Source organism: Burkholderia orbicola (genome assembly GCF_900100915.1).
Lineage (GTDB): Bacteria > Pseudomonadota > Gammaproteobacteria > Burkholderiales > Burkholderiaceae > Burkholderia > Burkholderia orbicola.
On the sequence record NZ_FNKW01000002.1, the window covers coordinates 249060 to 273342 of the forward strand.

Consider the following 24283-nt stretch of genomic DNA (forward strand, 5'->3'; position numbering starts at 1 on the left):
TCGTCATCATGAAACTCATCGTCATCGGCCACGGCATGGTCGGCCACAAGCTCCTCGAATGCGTCGCGGCGCAAGCCGGCGAGGCCGGCGCGTTGGAGGTCACCGTGCTCGGCGAGGAACCGCGCCCGGCCTACGATCGCGTGCACCTGTCGGAATTCTTCGCGGGCAAGTCGGCGGACGACCTGTCGCTGGTCGAACCGGGCTTCTTCGAGCGTCATCCGCAGTTCGACCTGCGCCTGAACGCGCAGGTCGCGTCGATCGACCGCGCCGCGCATACGGTCACGCTCGCATCGGGCGAAACGCTCGCGTACGACAAGCTGGTGCTCGCCACCGGCTCGCGGCCGTTCGTGCCGCCGGTGCCGGGCCGCGATCGCGCGGGCTGCTTCGTGTACCGGACGATCGAGGATCTCGAGGCGATGCAGGCGTGCGGCGCGCATGCGAAGCGCGGCGTCGTGATCGGCGGCGGGCTGCTCGGCCTCGAATGCGCGAAGGCGCTGCGCGACATGGGGCTCGACACGCACGTGGTCGAATTCGCGCCGCGCCTGATGGCCGTGCAGGTCGACGACGGTGGCGGCCGGATGCTGCGTTCGAAGATCGAGGCGCTCGGCGTGACCGTGCATACCGGCAAGAACACGCTCGAAATCGTCGACGGCGACGAAGGCGCGCACCGGATGGCGTTCGCCGACGGCTCGCATCTCGACACGGACATGATCGTGTTCTCGGCCGGCATCCGCGCGCGCGACGAACTGGCCCGCGCGTGCGGGCTCGACATCGGCCCGCGCGGCGGCGTGGCGATCGACGACGCGTGCCGCACGAGCGACGCCGACATCTATGCGATCGGCGAATGCGCGGCGTGGAACGGCATGGTGTACGGCCTCGTCGCGCCCGGCTACGACATGGCGCGCGTGGTCGCGAAGCAGCTCGCGGGCGACGCCGACGCCGCCGCGTTCGCCGGCGCCGACATGAGCACGAAGCTGAAGCTGATGGGCGTCGACGTCGCGAGCATCGGCGACGCGCACGGCACGACGGCCGGCAGCCGCACCTACCAGTACGCGGACGAGCGCCTCCAGGTCTACAAGAAGCTCGTGGTGTCCGACTGCGGCAAGTTCCTGCACGGCGCGGTGATGGTCGGCGATGCCGCCGAGTACGGCACGCTGCTGCAGATGATGCTGAACCGCATCGAGCTGCCCGAGTCGCCGGAATTCCTGATCCTGCCGTCGTCGGACGGCGCCGCGAAGCCGGCGATCGGCGTCGACGCGCTGCCGGAAGGCGCGCAAATCTGCTCGTGCAACAACGTGTCGAAGTCGCAGATCTGCGCGGCCGTGGCCGACGGCGCGACGAGCCTCGGCGCGCTGAAGACGTGCACGGGCGCCGGCACGTCGTGCGGCGGCTGCGTGCCGCTCGTCACGCAGATCATGAAGGCCGAGATGAAGAAGCAGGGCCTCGCGGTCAACAACCATCTGTGCGAGCACTTCCCGTATTCGCGCCAGGAGCTGTTTCACCTGATCCGCGTCGAGCGCATCACGACGTTCGACGCACTGCTGCACAAGCACGGCCGCGGCCTCGGCTGCGACGTGTGCAAGCCGGCCGTCGCGGGCATCCTCGCGTCGTGTTTCAACGAGTTCGTGCTGAAGAAGGAGCACGCGGGGCTGCAGGATTCGAACGACTACTACCTCGCGAACATCCAGCGCGACGGCACGTATTCGGTCGTGCCGCGCATGCCGGGCGGCGAAGTCACGCCGGAAGGGCTGATCGCGGTCGGCCAGGTCGCGAAAAAATACGGCCTGTACACGAAGATCACGGGCGGCCAGCGCGTCGACCTGTTCGGTGCGCGCGTCGAGCAGCTGCCGTCGATCTGGGAGGAACTGATCGCGGCCGGCTTCGAATCGGGGCACGCGTACGGCAAGGCGCTGCGCACCGTGAAGTCGTGCGTCGGGTCGACGTGGTGCCGCTACGGCGTCGACGATTCGGTCGGTCTCGCGATCGACCTGGAGAACCGCTACAAGGGGCTGCGCGCGCCGCACAAGATCAAGTTCGGCGTGTCCGGCTGCGCGCGCGAGTGCGCGGAAGCGCAAGGCAAGGACGTCGGCATCATCGCGACCGAGAAGGGCTGGAACCTGTACGTGTGCGGCAACGGCGGGATGAAGCCGCGCCACGCGGAACTGCTCGCGTCCGATCTCGATCGCGACACGCTGATCCGCTATATCGACCGCTTCCTGATGTTCTACGTGCGCACGGCCGACCGGCTGCAACGCACCAGCGTGTGGCGCGACAACCTCGAAGGCGGCCTCGACTACCTGATCGACGTCGTCGTGCACGACAAGCTCGCGATCGCGGCCGAGCTCGAAGCCGACATGCAGCACGTGGTCGACACCTACGAGTGCGAATGGAAGCGCGCCGTCACCGATCCGGAAACGCGCAAGCGCTTCCGCCACTTCGTGAACAGCGACGCGCCGGACACGACCATCGAATTCGTCGAGACGCGCGGCCAGATCCGGCCGGCGACGCCCGCCGAGCGCGCGGGCGGCAAGCCCGTGGCGATTCCGGTCGTCGCCGAACCCGCGACCGTTTGACCCCCGACCGACACCCCCGTCTTTCAAAGGAGCCCATCGTGAACGATCGTCTTCCGCTGTCCTGGACCCGCGTGTGCCCGCTCGACGACATCGTGCCGAACACCGGCGTGTGCGCGCTCGTCAACGGCGAGCAGGTCGCCGTGTTTCACGTCGCGCATGCCGACGGCGGCGTGTTCGCGATCGACAACGTCGATCCCGTGTCGCAGGCCGCGGTGATGTCGCGCGGGCTGATCGGCAGCCTCGGCGAGCGCGTCGTCGTTGCGTCGCCGCTGTACAAGCAGCACTTCGACCTGCGGACCGGCGAATGCCTGGAAGCGCCCGAGCAATCGGTGAACGCGTATCCGTCGCGGGTCGAGGACGGCTTCGTGTGGATCGCGGCCTGAGCGCCCGGGAGCACGCATGACCGCCACCCCCGTCAAGAGCGTGTGCCCGTACTGCGGCGTCGGCTGCGGGATGGTGCTGCACGTCGAGGACGGCGAAGTCGTCAAGGTATCCGGCGACGCCGACCATCCGGCCAACTTCGGGCGGCTGTGCACGAAGGGGGCGTCGGCGCACGTTGCGCTGCGCCGCTCGGGGCGGCTCGACCGCGCGTTCGTGCGCCGCGCGCGCGAGGACGACCTCGTGCCGCTGCCGGCGCGCGACGCGATCGCCGAGACCGCGCGGCGACTGCGCGCGGTGCTCGATACGCACGGGCCCGATGCGTTGTCGTTCTACGTGTCGGGGCAGATGTCGATCGAGGCGCAGTACCTCGTCAATAAGCTCGCGAAGGGTTTCGTCGGCACCAACAACATCGAGTCGAACTCGCGGCTGTGCATGGCGAGCGCGAGCACCGGCTACAAGCAGTCGCTCGGCGCGGACGGGCCGCCCGGGTCGTACCAGGACTTCGATCGCGCGAACCTGTTCTTCGTGATCGGCGCGAACATGGCCGACTGTCACCCGATCCTGTTCCTGCGGATGATGGATCGCGTGAAGGCCGGCGCGAAGCTGATCGTCGTCGATCCACGCCGCACCGGCACCGCCGACAAGGCCGACCTGTTCCTGCAGATCCGGCCGGGCACCGATCTCGCGCTGACCAACGGGCTGCTGCATCTGCTGCACGCGAACGGGCGCACCGATGCCGCGTTCATCGATGGGTACACCGAAGGCTGGGACGCGATGCCCGCGTTTCTCGCCGACTACACGCCGGAGCGCGTCGCCGACATCACGGGGCTCGCGGAAGCCGACATCCGCACCGCCGCGCAATGGATCGGCGACGCGCAGGAATGGATGAGCTGCTGGACGATGGGGCTCAACCAGAGCACGCACGGCGTATGGAATACCAACGCGATCTGCAACCTGCATCTCGCGACCGGCAAGATCTGCCGCCCGGGCAGCGGGCCGTTCTCGCTGACCGGCCAGCCGAACGCGATGGGCGGGCGCGAGATGGGCTACATGGGGCCGGGGCTGCCGGGTCAGCGCTCGGTGGCGTCCGATGACGACCGCCGCTTCGTCGAGAACCTGTGGCGCGTGCCGGCCGGCACGCTGCGCCAGGACACCGGCAACGGCACGGTCGACCTGTTCGAGCGGATGGCGGCCGGCGACATCAAGGCATGCTGGATCGTCTGCACGAACCCGGTCGCGACCGTGCCGAACCGGCGCAACGTGATCGCCGGGCTGCAGGCGGCGGAACTCGTGATCGCGCAGGACGCGTTCCTCGACACCGAGACCAACCGCTACGCCGACATCCTGCTGCCCGGCGCGCTATGGGCCGAGGGCGACGGCGTGATGATCAACTCCGAGCGCAACATGACGCTGATGCGCGCGGCGGTCGCGCCGCCCGGCGACGCGCTGCCCGACTGGCGCATCGTCGCGGAAGTCGCGCGTGCGATGGGGTTCGGCGACGCGTTCGACTATGCGTCGGCGGCCGACGTGTTCGACGAGATCGTCCGTTTCTCGAATCCGGCGACCGGCTACGACCTGCGCGGCGCGAGCCACGCGGCGCTGCGCGACGGGCCCGTGCAGTGGCCCGTCGCGCCGGGCGCCGCGCGCGAGCGGCACCCGATCCGCTACCTGAACGACGGCGTGAGCCAGCCGCTGCGCACGGCAGCCGACGGCGGTGCCGCGCCGCGCATCGCGTTCCCGACGCCGTCGGGCAAGGCGCGCTTTTTCGCGCGGCCGCACGTCGATCCGGCCGAGCTGCCCGACGACACGTTCCCGATCGTGCTGAACACCGGGCGGTTGCAGCATCAGTGGCACACGATGACGAAGACCGGCAAGGTCGCGATGCTGAACAAGCTCAACCCGCGCCCGTTCGTCGAACTGCACCCGGACGATGCGAGCGCGCTGGGCATCGCCGCGAAGGACAGCGTCGAGATCCGTTCGGCGCGCGGCCGCGCGGTGCTGCCGGCCGTCGTGACCGAGCGCGTGCGGCGCGGCAACTGCTTCGCGCCGATGCACTGGAACGACGTATACGGCGACGATCTGTGCATCAACGCGGTGACGAACGACGCGATCGACCCGGAATCGCAGCAACCCGAACTGAAATACTGCGCGGTCGCGCTGACGCGGGTCGACACGGACGCGTTCGCGTCGACCGACGACGACACGGCGCGCGCCGACGCACGCGCGGACGATGCACCGCCCGCGCCCGCGATCTCGCCGATCACGGCTTCACAGGAATCCGACATGGCAGACATCGACACTTTCGCGGCCGCGCTCGGCGTCGCCGATCTCGCGCCGCCGCCGCTGACCGACACCGAGCGGCTGTACGTGGCCGGCCTCGTCAGCGGCCTGAAGGCGAGCGCCGGCCGTCGCGACGGTAGTGTGCCCGTGCTGCCGGCCGGCGCGCCGTTGACGCCGCCCGTGCGGTTCTGGCTCGACGGCATGCTCGCGGGCCTGTTCAGCCGTTCTTTGCCTGCCGGTGCGCAGACCGCCGCCGCGCCCGCGCTGCCGGCCGACGCCGCCGCGGCCGGCAGCGTGCGCATCGTGCGCCCGCGCCCGAAGGTCACGTTGTTGTGGGCGTCGCAGACCGGCAACATCGAATCGTTGACCGAGGATTACGCGACGAAGCTGATGAACGCGGGCTTCGAGATCCGCACCGCGTGCATGTCCGACTATCCGGTCGCGTCGCTGGCCGGCGCGCAATACGTGCTGCTGATGACGAGCACGTTCGGCGACGGCGATGCGCCGGACAACGGCAGCGAATTCTGGGATGCGTTGCAGGCCAGCAGCGCCGCGCGCCTCGACGGCGTGCATTTCGCGGTGCTCGCGTTCGGCGACCGCAACTACGACCAGTTCTGCGGCCACGGCCGCCGGCTCGACGCACGGCTCGCGGAACTCGGCGCGGCGCGCCTGTGCGCACGCGTCGATTGCGACGTCGAATTCCAGCACGATGCCGATCAGTGGCTCGAACGCGTCGTCGCGCGGATCAAGGAGGCCGATGCCGCGCTGCACGCGGTGCCGTCCGGCGGATTGAGCCCGTCGGGGCTGTTGCCGACGAAAGCGCATCCGGCGCCGTCGAAGCTCGTCGCGAACCTGCGGCTGAACCGGCCGGGCGCGGCAAAAGACACACGCTACGTATCGCTGTCGACCCAGGGCGCGAACCTCGAATACGAAACCGGCGACGCGCTCGGCGTATGGCCGACCAACTGCCCGGAACTGGTCGACGAACTGCTGTCCGTCACCGCGCTGAAGGCCGATGCGCCCGTGTCGGTCGCGGGTGTCGGCGAGATCCGGCTCGGCGATGCACTCGCGCGCCATTTCGACATCACGCGACCACATCCCGACACGCTGGCCTTCATCGCGTCGCGCAGCGCGAACGGCGCGCTGAAGTCGCTGCTCGGCGAGGATCGCAAGGGTGACCTCAAGCAATGGCTGTGGGGGCAGCAACTGGCGGACGTGCTGCACGAATACCCGGTCGAGCTGTCGGGCGCGGAGCTGGTCGGCATGCTCAAGCGCATGCAGCCGCGCCTCTATTCGATCGCGTCGAGCCCGAGCGCGCACGAGGGCGAGATTCACCTGACCGTGTCGGCCGTGCGCTATCACAACGGCCGGCGCGCGCGCAAAGGCGTCGCGTCGACGTTCCTCGCCGATCGCGCGGACGACGGCCGTGTGCCCGTGTTCGTGCAGAAGTCCGCGCATTTCCGGCCGCCGGTGAACGGCGACGTGCCGATCGTGATGGTCGGTCCGGGCACCGGCGTCGCGCCGTTCCGCGGCTTCCTGCACGAGCGGCGGGCGCGTGGCGCAAGGGGGCGCAACTGGCTGTTCTTCGGCGAGCAGCACGCGCAGACCGACTTCTACTACGGCGACGAGTTGAGCGAGATGCGTGACAGCGGTTTCCTGACGCGGCTCGACCTCGCGTTCTCGCGCGACCAGGCCGACAAGGTCTACGTGCAGGACCGGATGCGCGAGCAGGGCGCCGAGCTGTTCGCGTGGCTGGAAGAGGGCGCGCACTTCTACGTGTGCGGCGACGCCGCGCGGATGGCCAAGGACGTCGATGCGGCGCTGAAGGCGATCGTCGCCCGGCACGGCGGCATGTCGGACGAAGCCGCGAACGATTACGTCGCGCGGCTTTCGAAGGCGCGGCGCTACATGCGGGACGTGTACTGAATCGCGTGAGCGGCGGGCCGTTGCGTTGGCCCGCTGCTTCGCCGGCGGCTTACTGTTGCCGCTCCCACGCACGCGCCTGCTCGGCGCGCACGAACGCTTCCGATGAAGCCGGCAGCAGGTTGCGGAACGCGCCGCCGTCGCTGTCGATCACGTCGACCATCTTCGCGATCATTTCCTTCGGGTCGTGCTGTTCGAGCGGGAACGCCAGTCGCTCGGGCGTCACGGTATGCACGGCCGGATCGTGCCAGCGCCGCGTCGTTTCCATCATCCGGTCGTTGAAGCCGGTGCGGTACGGGCCCGGGTTCACGACCGCGACGCGGATGCCGTGCGGCGCCAGTTCCGCATGCATCGCCTCGGCCACCGATTCGATTGCGTGCTTCGACGCGCAGTACGCGCCGGTGAACGGCCCCGTGATCAACCCCGCGATCGACGACACGAACACGATCTTGCCGTGCTTGCGCGCGAGCATCCCGCGTGCGATCTGCTGCGTGAGTTCGAGCGGCCCGAACACGTTCACGTCGAACAGCTCGCGGACGATCTCGACCGGCAGGTCCACGAGCGCGCCGGCTTCGCCGACGCCCGCGTTGTTCACGAGCACGTCGACGTCGAATTCGGCGGCGCGCGCGCGATCGTAGGCCGACGTGACGTCGAGCTTCACCGCGCGCAACGCGGTGCCGCGCTGCGCGGCGGCGTCCGTCAGTGCGTCGATCTCGACGGCCGTGCGTACGCCGGCCGTCACGTCGTGGCCGCGTTCGGCGAGCCGCAGCGCGACTTCGCGGCCGAAGCCGGTGCCCGCGCCGGTGATGAGGATGCGTTTCCGTGTCATGTGCTTACCTTGTGGAGTGAAGGGTTGCCTGAAAAAGGTCGCGGCAGTGCCGCGCGATCGCGGTGTCTTCGTCGACGCTGCCGCCCGAGACGCCGATCGCGCCGACGCAGCGCCCGTCGCCGTCGACGAGCGGCTCGCCGCCGCCGAACGTGACGAGGCCGCCGTGACTGTGTTCGATGCCGCGCAGCGGACCGTCGCCCGACATCGCGCCGAGCGCACCGGTCGACGCGCGAAAGCGGACTGCCGTCAGCGCCTTGCGCTGCGCGAGATCGATCGCGCCGAGAAAACAGTCGTCGGTGCGCACGAACGCGAGCAGGTTCGCGCCGGCATCGACGACGGCGATCGCGACGCCGGCCACCTGCAGCGATACGGCCTGCGCGAGCGCCGCGTCGACCGTGCGGCGGGCGACGGCGAGCGGCAGCGGGAGTGCGGCGGTGAGCGGGTTCATGCGAGGCTCCGAGGGGACGACAGCGCCAGTGTAGGCAGTTGCGGTATATGGGAGAATCCGCATTTCTCTCGAAGCAGTTTCAAGTTTTTTTAATGATGGACAGACGATGAGCAGACGCGATCCGATGGCCGGGCTGCACGTGTTCATGACCGTCGCGACGGCCGGCAACTTCACGCGGGCCGCGGCCGCGCTGGGCCTGACGCCGGCGGCCGTCAGCCTGGCGATCGGGCAACTCGAGGGCGAACTCAACGTGAAGCTGTTCAATCGCAGCACGCGCGGCGTGAGCCTCACCGAGGCCGGCCAGCGCTACTGGCGGCAGACCGAACCCGCTTACCGGCAGGTCATGCAGGCACGCGACGAACTGAAGGATGCGCGCAGCGAGCCGAACGGGCTGCTGCGCGTGACCGCGCTGCCGCTCGCGCGCTTGCTCGTGATCGCGCCGGTGCTCGCCACGTTCCGCGAGCGCTATCCGAAAGTCCGGCTCGAAATCCGCTACGACAACGAACTCGTCGACATCGCGAAGGATGGCTTCGACGCGGGGATTCGCCTGGCCGACCGGCTGCAGCCGGGCATGATCGGCGTGCGGATCGCGCCGGCGCTGACGTGTGCGCTGGTCGCGTCGCCGGCCTATCTTGCGCGGCACGGCACGCCCGAGTCGATCGCCGCGCTCGGGCGGCATGCGTGCATCCGTTTCCGGTTTTCGGAGAGCGGACGCCTGCACAAGTGGCTGCTGCAGGACGGGCGCCGCGACGTCGATCTCGATCCGGACGGCGTGTTCGTGACGAACGACGACGATGCGGTGATCGACGCGGCGCGCGTCGGTGTCGGCATCGCGTTCGCGTTCGTGCGCGAGCGGATCGAGCAGGACCTGCGCGACGGCACGCTCGTCGAGGTGCTGCCCGGCGCGTGCCGGACCTTGCCGCCGATGTGGCTGTATTACGTGAACCGCAAGCACGTGCCGGCCAAGCTGCGCGCGTTCATCGACGTGCTGCGCGAGCGGGAAGGCGCGGGCGCGGACGTCGCGTAATCGCATCGGCCCCGGTCACTGCAGCAATGGATTGGGCGGTGCATGATGGCGGCTCCAGCCACGAAGCCATGGAGTCGCGTGATGACGGCATTCCCGTATTTCCCGATTCGAACCCTTTTGATTGCCACGGCGCTGGCTGCTGTCGCGATCGGTAGCGTGCCCGCCGTCGGCCAGACGTCGACGTCGACCGTGCCGGCCGGCTCGGCGGCGGCGACCCCCGACAACGCGATACTGCTGACGGTTTTCCTGAAACACGACCAATCCCGCCCGCTCGCCGAGCTGAACGCGCAACTCGCGAAGCAGGGTTTCTACAAGGCGTTTCCGCCGCCGGGCGTCGAGGTCGTGAGCTGGACCGTGACGATGGGGATCGGGCAGATCGTCGTGTTGCGACTGCCGGCGTCGCGGCTGCGCGAAGTCAATCGCGTGCTCGAGGATACGGCGTGGGGCGCGTACCGGACCGAGTTCTATCCGACTTACGACTACAAGGCGATCGGTTTGGGGGAGCATGAGCGGGCGAAGTGACGCGCAGTGGCGTATTTCCGTACCGGTGGCGCGCCGGAATGAACGCGCCGAATCAACCCGCCGCCATTCCGAAATGCGCCGCGCCGTCGCGTTTTCGTCCTCACCCGCCGGGCCCGGCGCGGCAGATTCCGCCCAAATGCATCACAAGTCATTCATCCGATGAAAAAACCGCCCCGGTTCCCGGTATGATGCGCACCTTGCGTTCGTAGGACGCCCGGTTTCTTTATGCGTTTCGATGTGCGAGAAACCACAAATCCGCACAAAGGCGACGTGAAAGATTCTGTAATATAAGTTCCGTATACTCGTAAGTTCTGATCCAGGCGCCTCGAGCCCGTCTTCGGCCGGCCGCCCATGCAGAACAACCAGATACGTCGCCGCCCGGCCAGCCCGCGCCGCGACACGCTATGCACCACCACTGAACACGTTATGTCTTCCCGCCACCCTGGTTCGCCCGGCCGTGCCGAGGCGGTGATCGCCCGTGCCCGGGCGCTGATCCGCAACGAGCGCGTGCTGTCGCCGCTGCTCGCGCTCGGCATCGGCCTGCTGCTGATCGTGGTTTTCCAGCATCTGTCGGAATCCGTCGACTACCGGTCGGTGATTCGCCAGTTGCGTCACATGTCCGTCGGCGAGTGGGGCGCGTCGCTGGCCGCGACGGCCCTCAGCTATCTCGCGCTCGTCGCCCGCGATGCGGTCGGCCTGCGTTATGTCGCGGCCAGGGTGCCGCGCGTCGCGCTGTGGATCGGTGCGATTGCCGGTTCCGCGCTCGGCAACGCGACCGGCTTCGGCGCGCTGACGGGCGGCGCGGTGCGTGCTCGCGTGTACGGCGTGTCGGGCGTCACGCCCGCCCAGATCGGCCGGATGACCGTATTCACGAGCGGCACGCTGGCGCTGGCGATGGTGCTGATGACGGCGGTCGGCATGGTCTGCGTGCCGGAGGCGCTCGCCGCGATGCTGCACGTCGTGCCCGGCGTGCTCACGTGGACGGGCGCGGCACTGCTCGTCGCGCTCGCCGCGCTGGTCGCGCTGTGCGGCAACACCGCGCGCCCGGTCGTCACGCGCTTCAAATGGCTGTCGTTCGACGTGCCGGCGCGGCGCGATCTCGTTGCACAGGTCGTCTATGCGGTGCTCGACGTCGTTGCCGCGGGCCTCACGCTGTGGGTGTTGCTGCCGGCGGCGCCCGTCGGCTTCCCGACCTTCATCACCGTTTACGCAGCCGCGTTGCTGCTCGGGATGATCGGCCATACGCCGGGCGGGATCGGCGTGTTCGAAGCGGCGATGGTCTTCACGCTGGGCCGCGAAGTGCCCGCGCATGCGATGGTCGCCGCGCTGATCGCGTATCGCGCGATCTATTTCGGCGTGCCGCTCGTGCTGTCGGCCGGCCTGCTGGCCGGCTTCGAGGGCCGCGCGCTGCGGCGCCGGCTCGTGACGCGGCAGGCCGTGCGCGTGTCGCAACTGGCGCCGGTGTTCCTGAGCCTCGTGACCTTCGCGGTCGGCGGGATGCTGGTGATCTCGAGTGCGACGCCCGCGTTCTGGCACCGGATCGCGATCCTGCGCCACATCGTGCCGCTGTGGGTGCTCGAAGGCTCGCAGGTGATCTGCAGCGTGCTCGGCGTCGCGCTGCTGTTCGTCGCGCGCGGGCTGCTGCGCCGGCTCGACGGCGCGTGGTGGATGACGTTCGCCTTGACGCTCGCGAGCCTCGCGCTGTCGCTGGCCAAGGGCCTCGCATTCGTCGAGGCAGGCGTGCTCGGCACGCTGCTCGTGCTGCTGCTCGTCAGCCGCCGCCGGTTCAACCGTCATTCGTCGCTGCTTGCCGAGCGCTTTACCGTGAGCTGGTTCGTGTCGGTGGCGATGGTGCTGATGCTGGCCGTGTGGGTGCTGTTCTTCGCGTTCCGCGACGTGCCTTACACGCGCGATCTGTGGTCGCATTTCTCGTTCGATGCGCGCGCGCCGCGAGCGCTGCGCGCGACGCTCGCCGCCGGCGTATTCGTCGCGCTGTTCGCGCTGTGGCAATTGCTGCGCCCGGCGCCCGGTCGTTTCGTGAAGCCCGCGCAGCAGGACCTCATCGACGCGGAGCAGATCATCCGCGCGCAGGAATGCAGCGACGCGGGCCTCGCGCTGATGGGCGACAAGTCGTTCCTGTTTTCCGAATCGCGCCGTGCGTTCCTGATGTACGCGAAGAACGGCCGCACGTGGGCCGCGCTGCACGACCCGGTCGGGCCGCGTGAAGAGTGGCCGGCGCTGATCAGCAAGTTCATCGCGCTTGCGCACGCGCACAGCGGCCGCGCGGCGTTCTACCAGGTGCGCGCGAACGCGTTGCCGCTGTATCTCGACGCGGGGCTCACGCTGATGAAGCTCGGCGAGGAAGCGCATATCGCGCTCGACCAGTTCGACCTGAAGGGTTCGAACCGTTCGCACCTGCGCTACGCGCTGCGTCGCGGCGACAAGGATGCGCTGACGGTCGAGGTGATCGCGCCGGGCGACGTGCCCGCCGCGCTGCCGGCGCTGCGCGACATCTCCGACGGCTGGCTCGACAGCCGCGATGCGCGCGAGAAAAGTTTCTCGGTGGCCGCGTTCCACGACGGCTATCTGTCGACGCAGTCGGTGATGTTGGTGCGGCAGGCCGACAAGCCGATCGCGTTCGTCACGTTCATGACGACCGACCTCAACACCGAGGCGACGGTCGGCGTGATGCGCCATCTGCCGGACGCATCGCCGTATGCGATGGAGTATCTGTTTACGCAGCTCGCGCTGCATCTGAAGGAAGCGGGGTTCCGCAAGCTGAGCCTGGGCATCGCGCCGTTCTCGGGAATGGGGGCGGCGAAGATGCCGTCGCCGTTCCACCGGCTCGGCCTGATGGTCTGGCGCTTCGGCGGCCGCTTCTACAACTTCCGCGGCTTGCGCGCTTTCAAGAGCAAGTTCGAACCGCACTGGGAGCCGCGTTATCTCGCGGCCTCGGGCTCGGTCGGCGTGTTCGTCACGCTGGCGGATCTGTCATTGCTGGCTGGAGGTCGGCGTTCATGATGTTGAAGAAGGTAAGCGCGCGGGCGGCAGCCGCCTGCGCGGGAATGATGCTGGCCGGCGCCGCGTGCGCCGCGCAGCCGGCCGACGTGAAAGCCGAAACCGTGTCCGGCGGCCGCTACGGGCCCGTGACCGTGACCAAGCCGAGCGGGCCGCTGCGCGGTTTCGTCGTGCTGTTCTCGCGTGAGGCCGGCTGGCATGTCGCCGATCAGCAGGCGGCCGACGCGCTCGCGAAAGCCGGTGCGATGACGGTCGGCGTCGATTCCGGGCGTTACGCGGCGAATCTCGCCGCGAAGCAGGAGACCTGCCATCACCTCGACGGCGACGCCGAGGCGGTCAGCCATCAGCTCGAACGTCTCGCGCAGTCGTCGCGCTATTTCACGCCGATCGTCGCGGGCGTGGGCCAGGGCGGCGCGATCGCGAAGCAGATTCTCGCGATGGCGCCGGAGAACACGATCGCCGGCGTCGTCGCGGTCGGTCCGGCCGCGAAGCTCGATCCGCGCTTCAAGCCGTGCCCGCCCGATCCGACGATCGTGCGCCGCGCGATGCCGGGCTTCGTCGAGACGGCGGCCGCGGGCGACACCGCGAAGCTCGTGTCGCTCGTCACGTCGCACCTGCGCGACACCAGCGGCAGCAGCGACGAGCTCGACGTGTCCGACCTGCCGCTCGTCGAGCTGCCGGCCAAGGGCGGCAGCGACCGGCTCGCGATCGTGATCTCGGGCGACGGCGGCTGGCGCGATCTCGACAAGACGATCGCCGAGGCGCTGCAGCGCGACGGCGTGTCGGTGGTCGGCATCGACAGCCTGCGTTATTTCTGGAGCGAGAAGCCGCCCGCCCAGGTGAGCCGCGACCTGGCCCGCGTGATGCGCACCTACATGGCGCGCTGGCATGCGAGCCGCGTGGCGCTGGTCGGCTACTCGTTCGGCGCCGACGTGATGCCGTTCGCGTACAACCGGCTGCCGGCCGACCTGCGCGACAAGGTCGCGGTGATGTCGCTGCTCGGCTTCGCGCCGTCGGCCGATTTCCAGATCCGCGTGACGGGCTGGCTTGGGATGCCCGCGAGCGACAAGGCGCTGAAGGTCGCGCCGGAAATCGCGAAGGTGCCGCCGACGCTCGTGCAGTGCTTCTATGGCGCGGAAGAGACGGACACGATGTGCCCGGCGCTCGCGAACACGGGCGCCGACGTGATCAAGACGCAGGGCGATCACCACTTCGGCCGCGATTACATCGCGCTCGAGAAGAAGATCCTCGGCGGGTTCGGCAAGCCGGTGGCGGCGCGCTGAATGCCGGGGGCGCCCGCATGATGGCGGGCGCCGGCCGGTTTGCTTCCGGTTCATCGTACGGGCGGCCAGCGAGCCGCCCGTTTCATTTTCCGGGCTGCGCTGCGGCGTCTTGCGGCGGCAGGGTCGTTCCCGCGTCGCGCTGATGGAAGCCCGGAAACCGAACGAGCTGCCGCCGCGCGGCCGCGAGATCGGTGTCGTCGCCGAGCACCGCGCTCGAAAACCCCGTGCGTTGCGCGATCACGCGTCGATGACGAGCGCCGGATCGAGCGCGCGGATGCGCTGGTCGATGAAGTAGCCGCCGCCTTCCTGGTAGCGCAGGAACAGGCGGCCGCACGTGCGGCAGCGGCTGACGGTGCAGCGGTTGTACGGGAAATGGCGCGGCGCGATCGGCGCGTCGTCCGATGCATAGCGCGTGCCGGCCGGATGATATTCCGCGTAGGTCGGCTCGGGTTCGCCCGGCGGCGCGAGCGTGGCCACTTCGATCAGTTGCGTGTCCGGCAGCGACAGCGGCAGGGTCGTCCAGCCGGCGAGCGAGGTCTTCGTGCACGTGCACGGCTGAGTGACTTGCGCCGCTTCGGCCGTCAGTGTCAGCAGCGCGTCGTGATCGAGGTAGGGCAATGGGCTCATGGGCAGTCGGGAGAGGGCGGCAGGACCTGCAATGTAACCCGCATGCTGAGCGGCTGCATGATCGTGACGCACGCAGCATGGCGCGGTGCGCTCGCCCAGTACGCGATCAGCCTGCCTTGCGGACCGACGGCTGCGCGACCAGTTCGCCGAGCACGCGGATCGCGCGCTCGATGTCGCGGCTCCACGGATGGCCGAAGTTCACGCGCACGCAGCGCTCGAAGCCGTGCGCGGCCGAAAACAGCGGCCCCGGCGCGAAGCTGATGCCGCGTTCGATCGCCTGGCGATGCAGTTCCATCGCGTCGATCGCATCGGGAAACGCGAGCCACAGGAAATACCCGCCGTCGGGCCGTACCCATTCGACACCGGCCGGCAGCCAGCGCCGCAGCGCGTCGTCCATCCGGTCGAGCTGCGCGTGCAACGCGCCGCGCAGCTTGCGCAGGTGCCGGTCGTAGCCGCCGTGCTCGAGATAGTTCGCGATGCCGGCCTGCGCGGGAATGCTGGCCGACAGCGTCGTCATCAGCTTGAGCCGCTGCACCTTCTCCGCGAACCGGCCGGCGGCGGCCCAGCCGATCCGGTAGCCGGGCGCGAGCGTCTTCGAGAACGAACTGCAGTGCATCACGAGGCCGTGACGGTCGAACGCGCGCGCGGGCAGCGGATAGTCCGGGCCGAAATGCAGTTCGCCGTACACGTCGTCCTCGATCAGCGGCACGTTGCGTGCCGCGAGCAATTCGACGAGCGCGCGCTTCTTTTCGGCGGTCAGCGTGACGCCGGTCGGATTCTGGAAATTGGTCATGAACCAGCACGCGCGGATGTCGTGCCGGTCGAGCGCGTTCGCGAGCGCATCGAGATCGAGGCCGGTGCGCGGATCGACGGGAATCTCGACCGCGCGCAGGTCGAGCCGCTCGATCGCCTGCAGCGCCGCATAGAAGCCCGGTGCTTCGACGGCGACGACGTCGCCGGGCCGCGTCACCGCCATCAGGCACAGGTTCAGCGCTTCGAGTGCGCCGTTCGTGACGACGATTTCGTCGATCGGCTGCGAGATGCCGGTGGCGAGATAGCGCCGCGCGATCTGCTGGCGCAGCGCTTCGTTGCCGGGTGGCAGGTCGACCACCGTGCTCCACGGGCTCACGAGTCGCGTGGCCTGCGCGAGCGACTTCGCCAGGCGCGGCAGCGGAAACAGCTGCGGCGCCGGGAACGCGGAACCGAGCGGCACGATGCCGGGCTGCGTGGCCGCATCGAGCACGGAGAACACGAGGTTGCTGATGTCGACCTTGCGCGTTGCACCCGCGCGGCTCGTACGGCGTTTCGTCGCCGGGCTCGTGGCCGGCTGCGCGCCCGGCGCGACGTAGTAGCCCGAGCGTTCGCGCGCGCGGATCAACCCCCACTGTTCGAGCAGGTAGTACGCGCGAAACACCGTCGACTGGCTCACGCCATGTTGCGCGATGATCTGCCGCAGCGACGGCAGACGTGTACCGACGGCGAGGTTGCCGTTGCGGATGTCGTCGGCGATCGTATGGGCGAGGGTTTCGTAGCGTTTCATCGGCGTGGGCGGGGCGCGTCGCCGCCGCGCGCGGGCCGGGGCGGCACCGCGCCCGGCGGGCGCGGCTCATTGTCCGATGCGTGGCCCGAAAAGGAAAGCGTGGGCGTTTCGGTCGCGCCGTCCCGCTGCGTCAGGCCGCGTTCGGCTCGACATTCCGTGCGCTGCTGCCGCGCCGCAGCGGCGGCAACGGTTCAACCTTGCCGACGACGAACAGGTACGACAGCGCACCGACCACGCACAGCGCGCCGGCCACCGCGAGCGGCACCACGAACGAGCCTTTCGTGAGCGACAGCATCACACCGGTGAAGGTCGTGATGAAGATGCCCGCGAGATTGCCCGCGAAGTTCTGGATGCCGCCGAGCGAGGCGACGTGCGCGGGCGTCGGCGCGACTTCGCCGACCAGCGTCCACACGTTGGCGCCGGCGAACGACAGGCTGGCATACGCGAGCGCGAACAGGCCGAGGCAGGCCCACACGTTTTCGACGAACGCGGACAGCGCGATCGACGACGACAGCAGCATGCCGAGCACGAGACAGGTCTTGCGCGCGGCGGTGGCGCTCCAGCCCCGGCGGAACAGGCTGTCCGACACGTAGCCGCCGAGCCAGCCGCCGGGAATTGCGAGCAGCGCGGGCAGCATGCCCCACGTGCCGAGCGACGCGAGCGAGAAGCCGCGCGACTGCAGCAGGTAGCTCGGGAACCACGTGATGAAGAAGTAGATCGCGAAGTTCAGGCAGAACAGGCCGATCATCATCCCCCACACGGTGCGATAGCGGAACAGGTCCAGCCACGACACCTTCGGGCCGTCGGTTGCGGCCGCAACCGTCGGTGCACCGCGTTGCGCGAGCAGCGCATCGACGGCGTCCGGCGCGATCGCGCGATAGCGTTCCGGGTCGCGATAGACGAACCACCACGCGAGCGCCCAGACGATGCCGATGCCGCCCGTGATCACGAACGACCCGCGCCAGCCGACGAGCGAGATCAGCCACGCGACGAGCGGCAGCGACAGCGCGGAGCCGACGCGCGAGCCGCTGTCGAAGATGCTGCTGGCCAGGCCGCGCTCGCTGCGCGGAAACCAGTTGAACGCGACCTTCGCGAACGACGGGATCGCGGCCGCTTCGCCGACGCCGAGCATCAGCCGCACGCCGACGAGTTGCGCGAGGCCGCGCGCGGCGCCCGTCGCGACGGTGAACACCGACCACCAGCCGACGGCCAGCGCGAGGCTCACGCGTACGCCGACCTTGTCGATGAACCAGCCGGCCGGTAATTGCAGGAACGCATAGGTCCAGAAGAACGCGCTCAGCACGAGCCCCATGCCGACCGCGTCGAGCCCGAGGTCGGCACGGATGCTGGGCGCCGCGATCGCGAGATTCGCGCGATCGATGAAGTTGATGACGTTGGCCAGGAAGCACATCAGGATCATGGCCCATCGAATGCGTGGCATGGCGGTGTCTCCGCGCGGAATGTCGTGGCGGGCGACCGGCGATCCGCTGCGCCGGCCGCCTCGAAGGGCGGATTACCGCGACGCTTGCGGGGTGCGGTCGAACTTCGCCAGCGCTTCCCACAGGCCGTTCAGGTAGACGGCGCCGAGCGCGCGGTCGTAGAGGCCGTAGCCGGGCTTGCCCGTCTCGCCCCAGATCATGCGGCCGTGGTCGGGGCGCACGTAGCCGGTGAAGCCCGTGTCGTGGTACGCCTTCACGATCGCGGCGATGTCGAGCGAGCCGCAGCTCGACAGATGCGCGGTTTCCTCGAAATCGCCGTTCGCGTCGACCTTCACGTTGCGGATGTGCGCGAAATGGATGCGGCCCATCGCGCCGAACTCGCGCACGAGCGCTTCGACGTCGTTCTCGGGGCCCGCACCGAGCGAGCCCGAACACAGCGTCAGCCCGTTCGCGGGCGAGTCGACGAGGCGCACGATCCGCGCGAGATCGTCGCGGTTCTTCACGATGCGCGGCAGCCCGAAGATCGGGCGCGGCGGATCGTCGGGATGGATCGCCATCTTCACGCCGGCTTCCTCGGCGACCGGAATGATCGCCTTCAGGAAGTATTCGAGATTGGCCCACAGCGCGTTCTCGTCGACGTCGCGGTAGTCGGCGAGCAGCGCCTGCAACTGTTCGGGCCGGTAGCTCGAATCCCAGCCGGGCAGCGCGATGCCGTCGTTCGGATCGATCCGGTCGACCGCGTCGGTGCTGAACGCGAGGCAGGTCGAGCCGTCGTCGAGCGTCTTCGACAGCTCGGTGCGGGTCCAGTCGAACACGGGCATGAAGTTGTAGCAGACGACGCGGATGCCGGCCGCGCCGAGATGGCGGATCGTCTGCCGGTAGTGGTCGATCAGGCGGTCGCGGGTTGGCTTGCCGAGCTTGATGTCCTCGTGCACCGGTACCGATTCGACGACGTCGAACTGCAGGCCGGCGCGCTCGATCGTCGCCTTCAGCGCGTCGATCTTGTGCGCGGGCCAGACCTCGCCCACGAGTTCGTCGTAGATCGCGGACACGATATGCGTGACGCCGGGGATCTGGCGGATGTATTGCAGCGAGACCGGATCGGACTCGCCGTACCAACGGAAAGACATCTTCACTGGAAAGGCTCCTGGCTGTCGGTTCATGCGTCGGACGAGCGGGGCGGCGGCGTGCCGGGCCGTCGTCGGTGTGCGGATTATGATTGGTATACCAGTTGTGCAGGATAGTGGTTTACCAGTTGATCGGGCAAACGATGAGCCATGAGGCGTTTCCGGAAGCGGCAGGCAACACTGGCCGATCGGTCGAACCGGCGGCGCAGCCAAATTGGTGTACCATTTTGTCGATCCGACGCCGCAGCGGCGCCGGCCAGCCTGTTGCGAGCCTTTCGATGACCGACCTTTCCAGCCTGCCCGCCAGCCGCGACACCGATGCCGCGGACCGCTCCTATATCGGCCTTGCGCGGCAGATTCACGCGATGGTGGCCGCCGGCGCGTTCGAAGCCGGCGCGCGGCTGCCGTCGGAGCGCAGTCTGGCCGACCAGTTCGGCGTGAGCCGTACGCAAGTGCGCGAGGCGATCATCGCGCTCGAGGTGCAGGGGGTCGTCGAGGTGCGGATCGGCTCGGGCATCTACGTGTCGGCGGCCGACGCCGCGCGGCCGGTCACGTTCGAAGTACCGCGCGGCCCCGGGCCGATCGAGACGCTGCGCGCGCGCGGGCTGATCGAGGCGGAAGTCGCGGCGCTCGCGGCGACCGAACGCAAGGATGCCGATCTCGACCGCCTGTTTTTCGCGCTGACGACGATGCGCGAACAGATGAACGACAAGGCCGCATACGACGCGGCCGATCGCCAGTTCCACCTGCGCATCGCGGAATCGACCGGCAACACGGTGCTGCTGCACATGGTCACGGCGATGTGGGACTGCGCGCGCGCCGATCCGCTGTGGGACAAGATCGAGGAGCACTTTCACTCGCCCGCGCTGCGCGAGGCGTCGCAGGAGGATCACCAGCGGATCTTCGCGGCGATCATGGCGCGCGACGCGGATGGTGCGCGCGACGCGATGCGCGCCCACCTGTCGCGCGTGATCGCCGAATTCACGCAGGCCTGGCGCTGACGTTCGTATTCGCGTCCCCGCGTGTTCGCGTGTTCGTGTGTTCGCGGCCCGAAGCGGGCTCGTGTAATGGGTCGCATTCAGCCGTGAGGCCCGCGAATATGAGCGACGTGCGGCTTGTTCCGATTGCGTGACCCTGCGTTTTATGGTCTCGTTGCGGGATATCGCATCGACTCGAAAAAGGACAGTCGAATGCAGCCGGGCGATTCACGCGGGGTGCGATTGATCAGGGGAATCGGTGCACGCGCGCGCGCCCGCGGCGCCGTGCGCACGCTGCTTGTCATCTTGACGCTTGGCTTACTGGCGCCCGTTCCGCCGGCCTTCACGGCCTCTCCCGAAACCGTCAACGACAACGTGCTGCGCGTGCTGGCCTGGCCCGGTTATGCGGACAGCGATATCGTCAGCGCATTCGAGGCGCAGTTTCATGTACGTGTCGAGGTGACGCTGGTCGATTCCGACGAAGCGCTGTGGACGCGGTTGCACAGCGCGTCGCCGCCGCCGTACGACGTGCTGGCCGCGAACACGGCCGAGATCCAGCGCTATGCGCATGAACACTTGCTTGCGCCGATCGACCTGTCGCGCATCGCGAACCGGCGGCGGCAATTGCCGAATTTCCAGCAACTCGCGACGATCGGCGGACTCGTGCAGGACGGCGCGTCCTACGCGATCCCGTTCACGTATTCGTCGATGGGGCTGATCTACGACCGCAAGCAGGTGCCGGCCGCGCCGCGCTCGATGCGCGAGCTGTGGAATCCGCGCTATCGCGGCAAGGTGCTCGACTTCAACAGCGCGCAGCACAACTTCTCGTTCACGGCGCTGGCGCTCGGCTATCCTGATCCGTTCCGCCTGTCGCCCGCGCAGACGCTTGCCGTGGCTCGCAAGCTGATCGACCTGCGCCGCAACCTGCTGACGTACTACACGCTTCCCGAAGAAGCGACCGCGCTGTTCGTCCAGCATCGCGCGGCGCTGATGTTCGGCAACTACGGCACGCAGCAGGTCGAGCAGCTGCGTCGCGCCGGCGCGGACGTCGGGTACGTGATCCCGGACGAAGGCGCGCTCGCGTGGCTCGACTGCTGGGCCGTCACGCGCGGCGCGCACCGTCCCGAGCTGGCATTCGCATGGATCAACTACATGCTCGAACCGGCGATCGGCGCGCTGCTGACCGAGCGTCAGGGGCTCGCGAACACGCTCGAGCCGCCGCGCGGCCTGGATACCGGGCACCAGCATCTCGTGTGGCTTCAGCCCGTGGAGGACATCGCGCGCCGCGAATCGCTGTGGAGCCGCATCGTGTCGGGCGACCGGCCGGAGCGATTCGGAAAATGATCCGGCTCGGCCTCACGTCGAAGCTGTCGGTGCTGTTCGCGTGCATCGGCGTGATCGCGGCCGGCACGACCGGCTACTACGCGTATCGCGCCAACCGCGCGATGCTCGTGCAGGAAGCGCAGCACAGCCTGCTGATGTCGACGCAATTGCTCGGGCAGCGCTTCACCACCGCGCTTGCCGACGTGGCCGACGATGCGCTCGTGCTCGCGCAGTTGCCGTCGTCCGCGTCCGTCGCGGGCGACGACAACCCGGACAACACACGACGCATGCGGCTCGAGCAGGTGTACTACAGCTTCATGCGCAATCATGCGGAATACCTGCAGGTTCGCCTGATCGCGAGCGGGCATTTCGGGATCGAACGCATTCGCCTCGATCGCGATGCGCGCGGCATCGTCGTGCTGCCCGAAAGCGCGTTCCAGGAGAAAGGGCAGTTCTCCTATGTATTCGATACGCTCGCGACGGCGCCCGGCCATATCTATCTGTCGCCGATCGTGATCAATCACGAGACGGGATCGCATGCGGCGGAAGGGCTGCCGATCCTGCGCGTGGGCACGCCGGTGGTCGACGCGTCCGGCCAGACGGTCGGCGCGCTCGTCGTCGACGTCGAGCTGTCGCGCGTGTTCGAGCGGCTCGAACGCGATCTTCCGGACGACTATGCGGTCTATCTCGCGAACGAGTGGGGCGATTTTCTCGTGCATCCCGATCCGGCGCAGACGTTCGGCTTCGATCGCGGCCGGCGCGTGCTGATGCAGGACCGCTTTGCCGTCACGCGCGCGCTGTTCGACAGCGCGCGCACGAACGTGACGCTCAATGGACTCGCGCAGCCCGACGAAGCACCGGGCCAGATGTTCGCATTCGTGCGCACGCCGTTCGGGCAGGACGAGGGCAACCGCTTCGTCGTGCTCGGGATGGCGCGCCCGCTGGCCGACGTGCTCGCGCCGGCCGGCATGCTGGGCGGACGGATCGTCAGGATGGTGCTCGTATCGAGCGTGCTGGCGGTGATTCTCGCGATCCTGTTCGCCCGTGCGATCACGCGGCCGTTGCAGGCCCTCGCGCGCGCCGCGACACACGTATTCGACGACCCGGCCACCGAACGGCTGCCGGTCGCGCGGGCCGACGAGATCGGCGTGCTCGCCCGCTGTTTCGACAGCATGCGCGTGGAGATCCGCACGCAGATGGCGATGCTGCGCGCGAAGCAGCTGGAGCTGACGCACCTCGCCGGTCACGACCCGCTGACCGGCCTGCCGAACCGCCTGCTGTTCATGGAGCATCTCGAGGCCGCGATCCGGCATGCGGCCGCGGTGCGCGAAGGGTTGGCGGTGATGTTCGTGGATCTCGACCGCTTCAAGCAGATCAATGACCAGCACGGACACTCGGCGGGCGACCGTACGCTCGTCGCGGTCGCGAAGCGGCTAAGCCAGGTGCTGCGCAGCGGCGACATGGCGGCACGGCTCGGCGGCGACGAATTCATCGTGCTGATTTCAGACGTGAGTTCACCCGCGGTGATCGGCGATGTCGCATCGCGCATCCAGATCGTGATGGCCGAGGAGCTCGAGTTCGACGAAGGGCGCATGGCCGTCGGCGCGAGCATCGGCGTCAGCGAGTTTCCGGCGGATGGCGCGTCGGCCGAGGAGTTGCTCGTCAAGGCCGATGCGGCGATGTACGCGGCGAAGGCGTCCGCGCAGTGCGTGTGCGTGCGCTATCAGGATCTGGTCCGCGGCGGCGCGCCGGACGAGACCGGTCGCGTCGCCTCGGGCGGCAGGCGCTGACGGCGGGCCGAAACGCAACGAGCCCGTCGCGGGACGGGCTCGTTGCATCCGCGGGCCGCACGCGCGGGGCGTGCAGCGGCGGGCTTAGTGGCCGAAGTAGACCGAGTCGCGCGGGCTCTGGGCCCGCACGACCGGTGCGCCGCTCTCGACGGTCGCGGCCGGTTGCGAGCCGGAGCCGCTGTTGTCGATGCCGTGCACGCGGGCTTGCGCAGCCTGGATGTCGGCGGGGTAATGCGGGCTCGACTGGCTGGGCTTGTAGCCGGCGTTTTCGAGCTGGACCAATTCATTGCGCACCTGGGCGCGGGTCACGGTGCTTTGGGCGAATGCGCCGAACGAGGCGGACAGGGCGACGGCGGCGGCGACTGCGGAAACGAGCGATTTCATGATGACCTCCGATGTTTATTTGGCTTTCCGCGTTCGACACCATGTCGTAAGCGGTTGATTACATCGTAGGCGTCGCGTGATCTAGGGTAAACGTGAGTTTGAGTGAAAGATCGTTGCTCTCCAGGTAATAATTTCAAGACAAACGTCTTCCGTCCCCATGCGGTGTTGCCGGGATTGCAAGGGACAGCGGGGAGGCGTGAACAGAAGGGGAGGCGCGCACGGGCCATGCCCTGCGGGAAGGACCGCTGAACATCGTGCACCGGATCGACCGCGAGATGGCAGGGTGGCTGGATCAGACCCCGTCGTCGTCAATTTCCTTGCGCTCGCGGCGTTCCTCGTTGCCGCGACGCGCGCGCAGACGCTGGCGCGACAGGACCGCGATCACCTGCTGGGTCGGCGCGCCGGACGGTAACTCGTTGCGGATGCGATCGGGCACCATCGGCAGGCCCGCACGCTGGCGGCGCAGTGCCTTGGCGATTGCCCGGCGGCATTCGTCGCCGTGGCAATCCCATTCATCGCGGATTCTCTGGCAATAACGGCATTGTTCCATCCGAATAGTCTAACGCGTCTTCGGGAATGGAGGAGGCGCGGTGCCGGACATGTCGCGTGCCGGGCGGCAGCGGCGACCGACCGTTCAGGGGCGGGCGATGTCAGGCTGAATCGGACTGCGAATCAAGTCGAATGGAACCGTTTACCGACACTACGGTTTCCCGTCCGTCTCCATACGGAATCCTTGCGCGCGGACGGGGCCCGGTGCGCGTCATCGGAGCGACCAGATGCCCCAGATCGCGA

At 68.5% G+C, this 24283-nt stretch carries 18 protein-coding genes and 1 pseudogene; 10 read left to right on the forward strand and 9 right to left on the reverse strand.

Features of this window, described 5'->3' with window-relative positions; genetic code table 11:
• The first annotated feature begins 8 nt into the window (after positions 1 to 8).
• The 3 genes from nirB to BLS50_RS18020 are packed head-to-tail and all read left to right on the forward strand — an operon-like array spanning position 9 to position 7160.
• Complete coding sequence (gene nirB, locus BLS50_RS18010; RefSeq protein WP_074803128.1) at positions 9 to 2573, forward strand: nitrite reductase large subunit NirB; 2565 nt, start codon at positions 9 to 11, stop codon at positions 2571 to 2573.
• A gap of 38 nt (positions 2574 to 2611) precedes the next feature.
• Complete coding sequence (gene nirD, locus BLS50_RS18015) at positions 2612 to 2956, forward strand: nitrite reductase small subunit NirD (RefSeq protein ID WP_006478931.1); 345 nt, start codon at positions 2612 to 2614, stop codon at positions 2954 to 2956.
• 16 nt (positions 2957 to 2972) lie between these two features.
• On the forward strand, positions 2973 to 7160 hold the full coding sequence (locus BLS50_RS18020; RefSeq protein ID WP_074803129.1) for a bifunctional nitrate reductase/sulfite reductase flavoprotein subunit alpha: 4188 nt from the start codon (positions 2973 to 2975) through the stop codon (positions 7158 to 7160).
• 49 nt (positions 7161 to 7209) lie between these two features.
• Here BLS50_RS18020 and BLS50_RS18025 read toward each other — a convergent pair whose 3' ends face one another.
• Positions 7210 to 7986 (reverse strand): SDR family oxidoreductase, encoded by a 777-nt coding sequence (locus BLS50_RS18025; protein ID WP_074803132.1) that lies wholly within the window; start codon positions 7984 to 7986, stop codon positions 7210 to 7212.
• 4 nt (positions 7987 to 7990) lie between these two features.
• Positions 7991 to 8434, reverse strand: coding sequence for a GlcG/HbpS family heme-binding protein (locus tag BLS50_RS18030; protein ID WP_074803135.1), 444 nt, complete (start codon positions 8432 to 8434; stop codon positions 7991 to 7993).
• Between the two features lie 106 nt (positions 8435 to 8540).
• On the opposite strand from BLS50_RS18030, the gene BLS50_RS18035 reads away from it, so the two are divergent.
• The 4 genes from BLS50_RS18035 (at position 8541) to BLS50_RS18055 (ending at position 14284) form a co-directional block, all read left to right on the forward strand.
• Positions 8541 to 9461, forward strand: coding sequence for a LysR family transcriptional regulator (locus tag BLS50_RS18035; protein WP_074803138.1), 921 nt, complete (start codon positions 8541 to 8543; stop codon positions 9459 to 9461).
• Between the two features lie 81 nt (positions 9462 to 9542).
• Entirely contained in the window at positions 9543 to 9983 is a 441-nt protein-coding gene (locus BLS50_RS18040; protein WP_023477082.1) for a hypothetical protein, read from the forward strand.
• A 426-nt stretch (positions 9984 to 10409) separates the two neighbouring features.
• The gene (gene mprF, locus BLS50_RS18050) at positions 10410 to 13004 is read left to right on the forward strand and encodes a bifunctional lysylphosphatidylglycerol flippase/synthetase MprF (RefSeq protein ID WP_074803142.1); all 2595 of its coding nucleotides are present in this window, start codon (positions 10410 to 10412) and stop codon (positions 13002 to 13004) included.
• Positions 13001 to 14284, forward strand: a complete 1284-nt coding sequence (locus tag BLS50_RS18055) for a virulence factor family protein (RefSeq protein ID WP_011547612.1) — start codon at positions 13001 to 13003, stop codon at positions 14282 to 14284. Before mprF ends, BLS50_RS18055 begins: the two co-directional genes overlap by 4 nt.
• Before the next feature lie 82 nt (positions 14285 to 14366).
• Here the strand turns inward: BLS50_RS18055 and BLS50_RS36550 are convergent.
• The 5 genes and pseudogenes from BLS50_RS36550 to uxuA all read right to left on the reverse strand — a co-directional run.
• A pseudogene (locus tag BLS50_RS36550) lies at positions 14367 to 14525 on the reverse strand (DUF934 domain-containing protein); the annotation flags it as partial.
• A complete protein-coding gene (locus tag BLS50_RS18065) occupies positions 14522 to 14911 on the reverse strand; it encodes a hypothetical protein (RefSeq protein ID WP_074803146.1) in 390 nt (129 codons plus the stop codon). The pseudogene BLS50_RS36550 and the gene BLS50_RS18065, both read right to left, overlap by 4 nt.
• 106 nt (positions 14912 to 15017) lie before the next feature.
• The gene (locus BLS50_RS18070) at positions 15018 to 16451 is read right to left on the reverse strand and encodes an aminotransferase-like domain-containing protein (protein ID WP_027805289.1); all 1434 of its coding nucleotides are present in this window, start codon (positions 16449 to 16451) and stop codon (positions 15018 to 15020) included.
• Between the two features lie 130 nt (positions 16452 to 16581).
• Complete coding sequence (locus BLS50_RS18075) at positions 16582 to 17892, reverse strand: MFS transporter (protein ID WP_011547615.1); 1311 nt, start codon at positions 17890 to 17892, stop codon at positions 16582 to 16584.
• Between the two features lie 72 nt (positions 17893 to 17964).
• Entirely contained in the window at positions 17965 to 19026 is a 1062-nt protein-coding gene (uxuA, locus tag BLS50_RS18080) for a mannonate dehydratase (protein WP_176934250.1), read from the reverse strand.
• Between the two features lie 269 nt (positions 19027 to 19295).
• Here uxuA and BLS50_RS18085 point away from each other — a divergent pair, with 269 nt between their 5' ends.
• The 3 genes from BLS50_RS18085 to BLS50_RS18095 all read left to right on the forward strand — a co-directional run bounded on the left by BLS50_RS18085 (position 19296) and on the right by BLS50_RS18095 (position 23107).
• A complete protein-coding gene (locus tag BLS50_RS18085) occupies positions 19296 to 20018 on the forward strand; it encodes a FadR/GntR family transcriptional regulator (protein WP_074803152.1) in 723 nt (240 codons plus the stop codon).
• Positions 20019 to 20207: 189 nt separating this feature from the next.
• Positions 20208 to 21338, forward strand: coding sequence for an ABC transporter substrate-binding protein (locus BLS50_RS18090; RefSeq protein ID WP_074803155.1), 1131 nt, complete (start codon positions 20208 to 20210; stop codon positions 21336 to 21338).
• Complete coding sequence (locus BLS50_RS18095) at positions 21335 to 23107, forward strand: diguanylate cyclase domain-containing protein (RefSeq protein ID WP_074803158.1); 1773 nt, start codon at positions 21335 to 21337, stop codon at positions 23105 to 23107. The genes BLS50_RS18090 and BLS50_RS18095 overlap by 4 nt, the downstream gene beginning before the upstream one ends.
• Before the next feature lie 84 nt (positions 23108 to 23191).
• Here BLS50_RS18095 and BLS50_RS18100 read toward each other — a convergent pair whose 3' ends face one another.
• Both BLS50_RS18100 and BLS50_RS18105 read right to left on the reverse strand, forming a co-directional pair.
• A complete protein-coding gene (locus tag BLS50_RS18100) occupies positions 23192 to 23491 on the reverse strand; it encodes a DUF4148 domain-containing protein (RefSeq protein WP_074803162.1) in 300 nt (99 codons plus the stop codon).
• A 292-nt stretch (positions 23492 to 23783) separates the two neighbouring features.
• Complete coding sequence (locus tag BLS50_RS18105; RefSeq protein WP_006478949.1) at positions 23784 to 24041, reverse strand: hypothetical protein; 258 nt, start codon at positions 24039 to 24041, stop codon at positions 23784 to 23786.
• Positions 24042 to 24283: the final 242 nt, after the last annotated feature.

Excerpts from the sequence above, each read along its gene's own strand:
- BLS50_RS18105 (WP_006478949.1), bottom strand. The coding sequence starts at position 24,041 with ATGGAACAATGCCGTTATTGCCAGAGAATCCGCGATGAATGGGATTGC.
- BLS50_RS18035 (WP_074803138.1), top strand. The coding sequence starts at position 8,541 with ATGAGCAGACGCGATCCGATGGCCGGGCTGCACGTGTTCATGACCGTC.
- BLS50_RS18040 (WP_023477082.1), top strand. The coding sequence starts at position 9,543 with ATGACGGCATTCCCGTATTTCCCGATTCGAACCCTTTTGATTGCCACG.
- BLS50_RS18020 (WP_074803129.1), top strand. The coding sequence starts at position 2,973 with ATGACCGCCACCCCCGTCAAGAGCGTGTGCCCGTACTGCGGCGTCGGC.
- BLS50_RS18065 (WP_074803146.1), bottom strand. The coding sequence starts at position 14,911 with ATGAGCCCATTGCCCTACCTCGATCACGACGCGCTGCTGACACTGACG.
- BLS50_RS18095 (WP_074803158.1), top strand. The coding sequence starts at position 21,335 with ATGATCCGGCTCGGCCTCACGTCGAAGCTGTCGGTGCTGTTCGCGTGC.
- BLS50_RS18070 (WP_027805289.1), bottom strand. The coding sequence starts at position 16,451 with ATGAAACGCTACGAAACCCTCGCCCATACGATCGCCGACGACATCCGC.
- BLS50_RS18030 (WP_074803135.1), bottom strand. The coding sequence starts at position 8,434 with ATGAACCCGCTCACCGCCGCACTCCCGCTGCCGCTCGCCGTCGCCCGC.
- BLS50_RS18090 (WP_074803155.1), top strand. The coding sequence starts at position 20,208 with ATGCAGCCGGGCGATTCACGCGGGGTGCGATTGATCAGGGGAATCGGT.
- BLS50_RS18025 (WP_074803132.1), bottom strand. The coding sequence starts at position 7,986 with ATGACACGGAAACGCATCCTCATCACCGGCGCGGGCACCGGCTTCGGC.
- nirB (WP_074803128.1), top strand. The coding sequence starts at position 9 with ATGAAACTCATCGTCATCGGCCACGGCATGGTCGGCCACAAGCTCCTC.
- BLS50_RS18085 (WP_074803152.1), top strand. The coding sequence starts at position 19,296 with ATGACCGACCTTTCCAGCCTGCCCGCCAGCCGCGACACCGATGCCGCG.
- BLS50_RS18100 (WP_074803162.1), bottom strand. The coding sequence starts at position 23,491 with ATGAAATCGCTCGTTTCCGCAGTCGCCGCCGCCGTCGCCCTGTCCGCC.
- mprF (WP_074803142.1), top strand. The coding sequence starts at position 10,410 with ATGTCTTCCCGCCACCCTGGTTCGCCCGGCCGTGCCGAGGCGGTGATC.
- BLS50_RS18075 (WP_011547615.1), bottom strand. The coding sequence starts at position 17,892 with ATGCCACGCATTCGATGGGCCATGATCCTGATGTGCTTCCTGGCCAAC.
- BLS50_RS18055 (WP_011547612.1), top strand. The coding sequence starts at position 13,001 with ATGATGTTGAAGAAGGTAAGCGCGCGGGCGGCAGCCGCCTGCGCGGGA.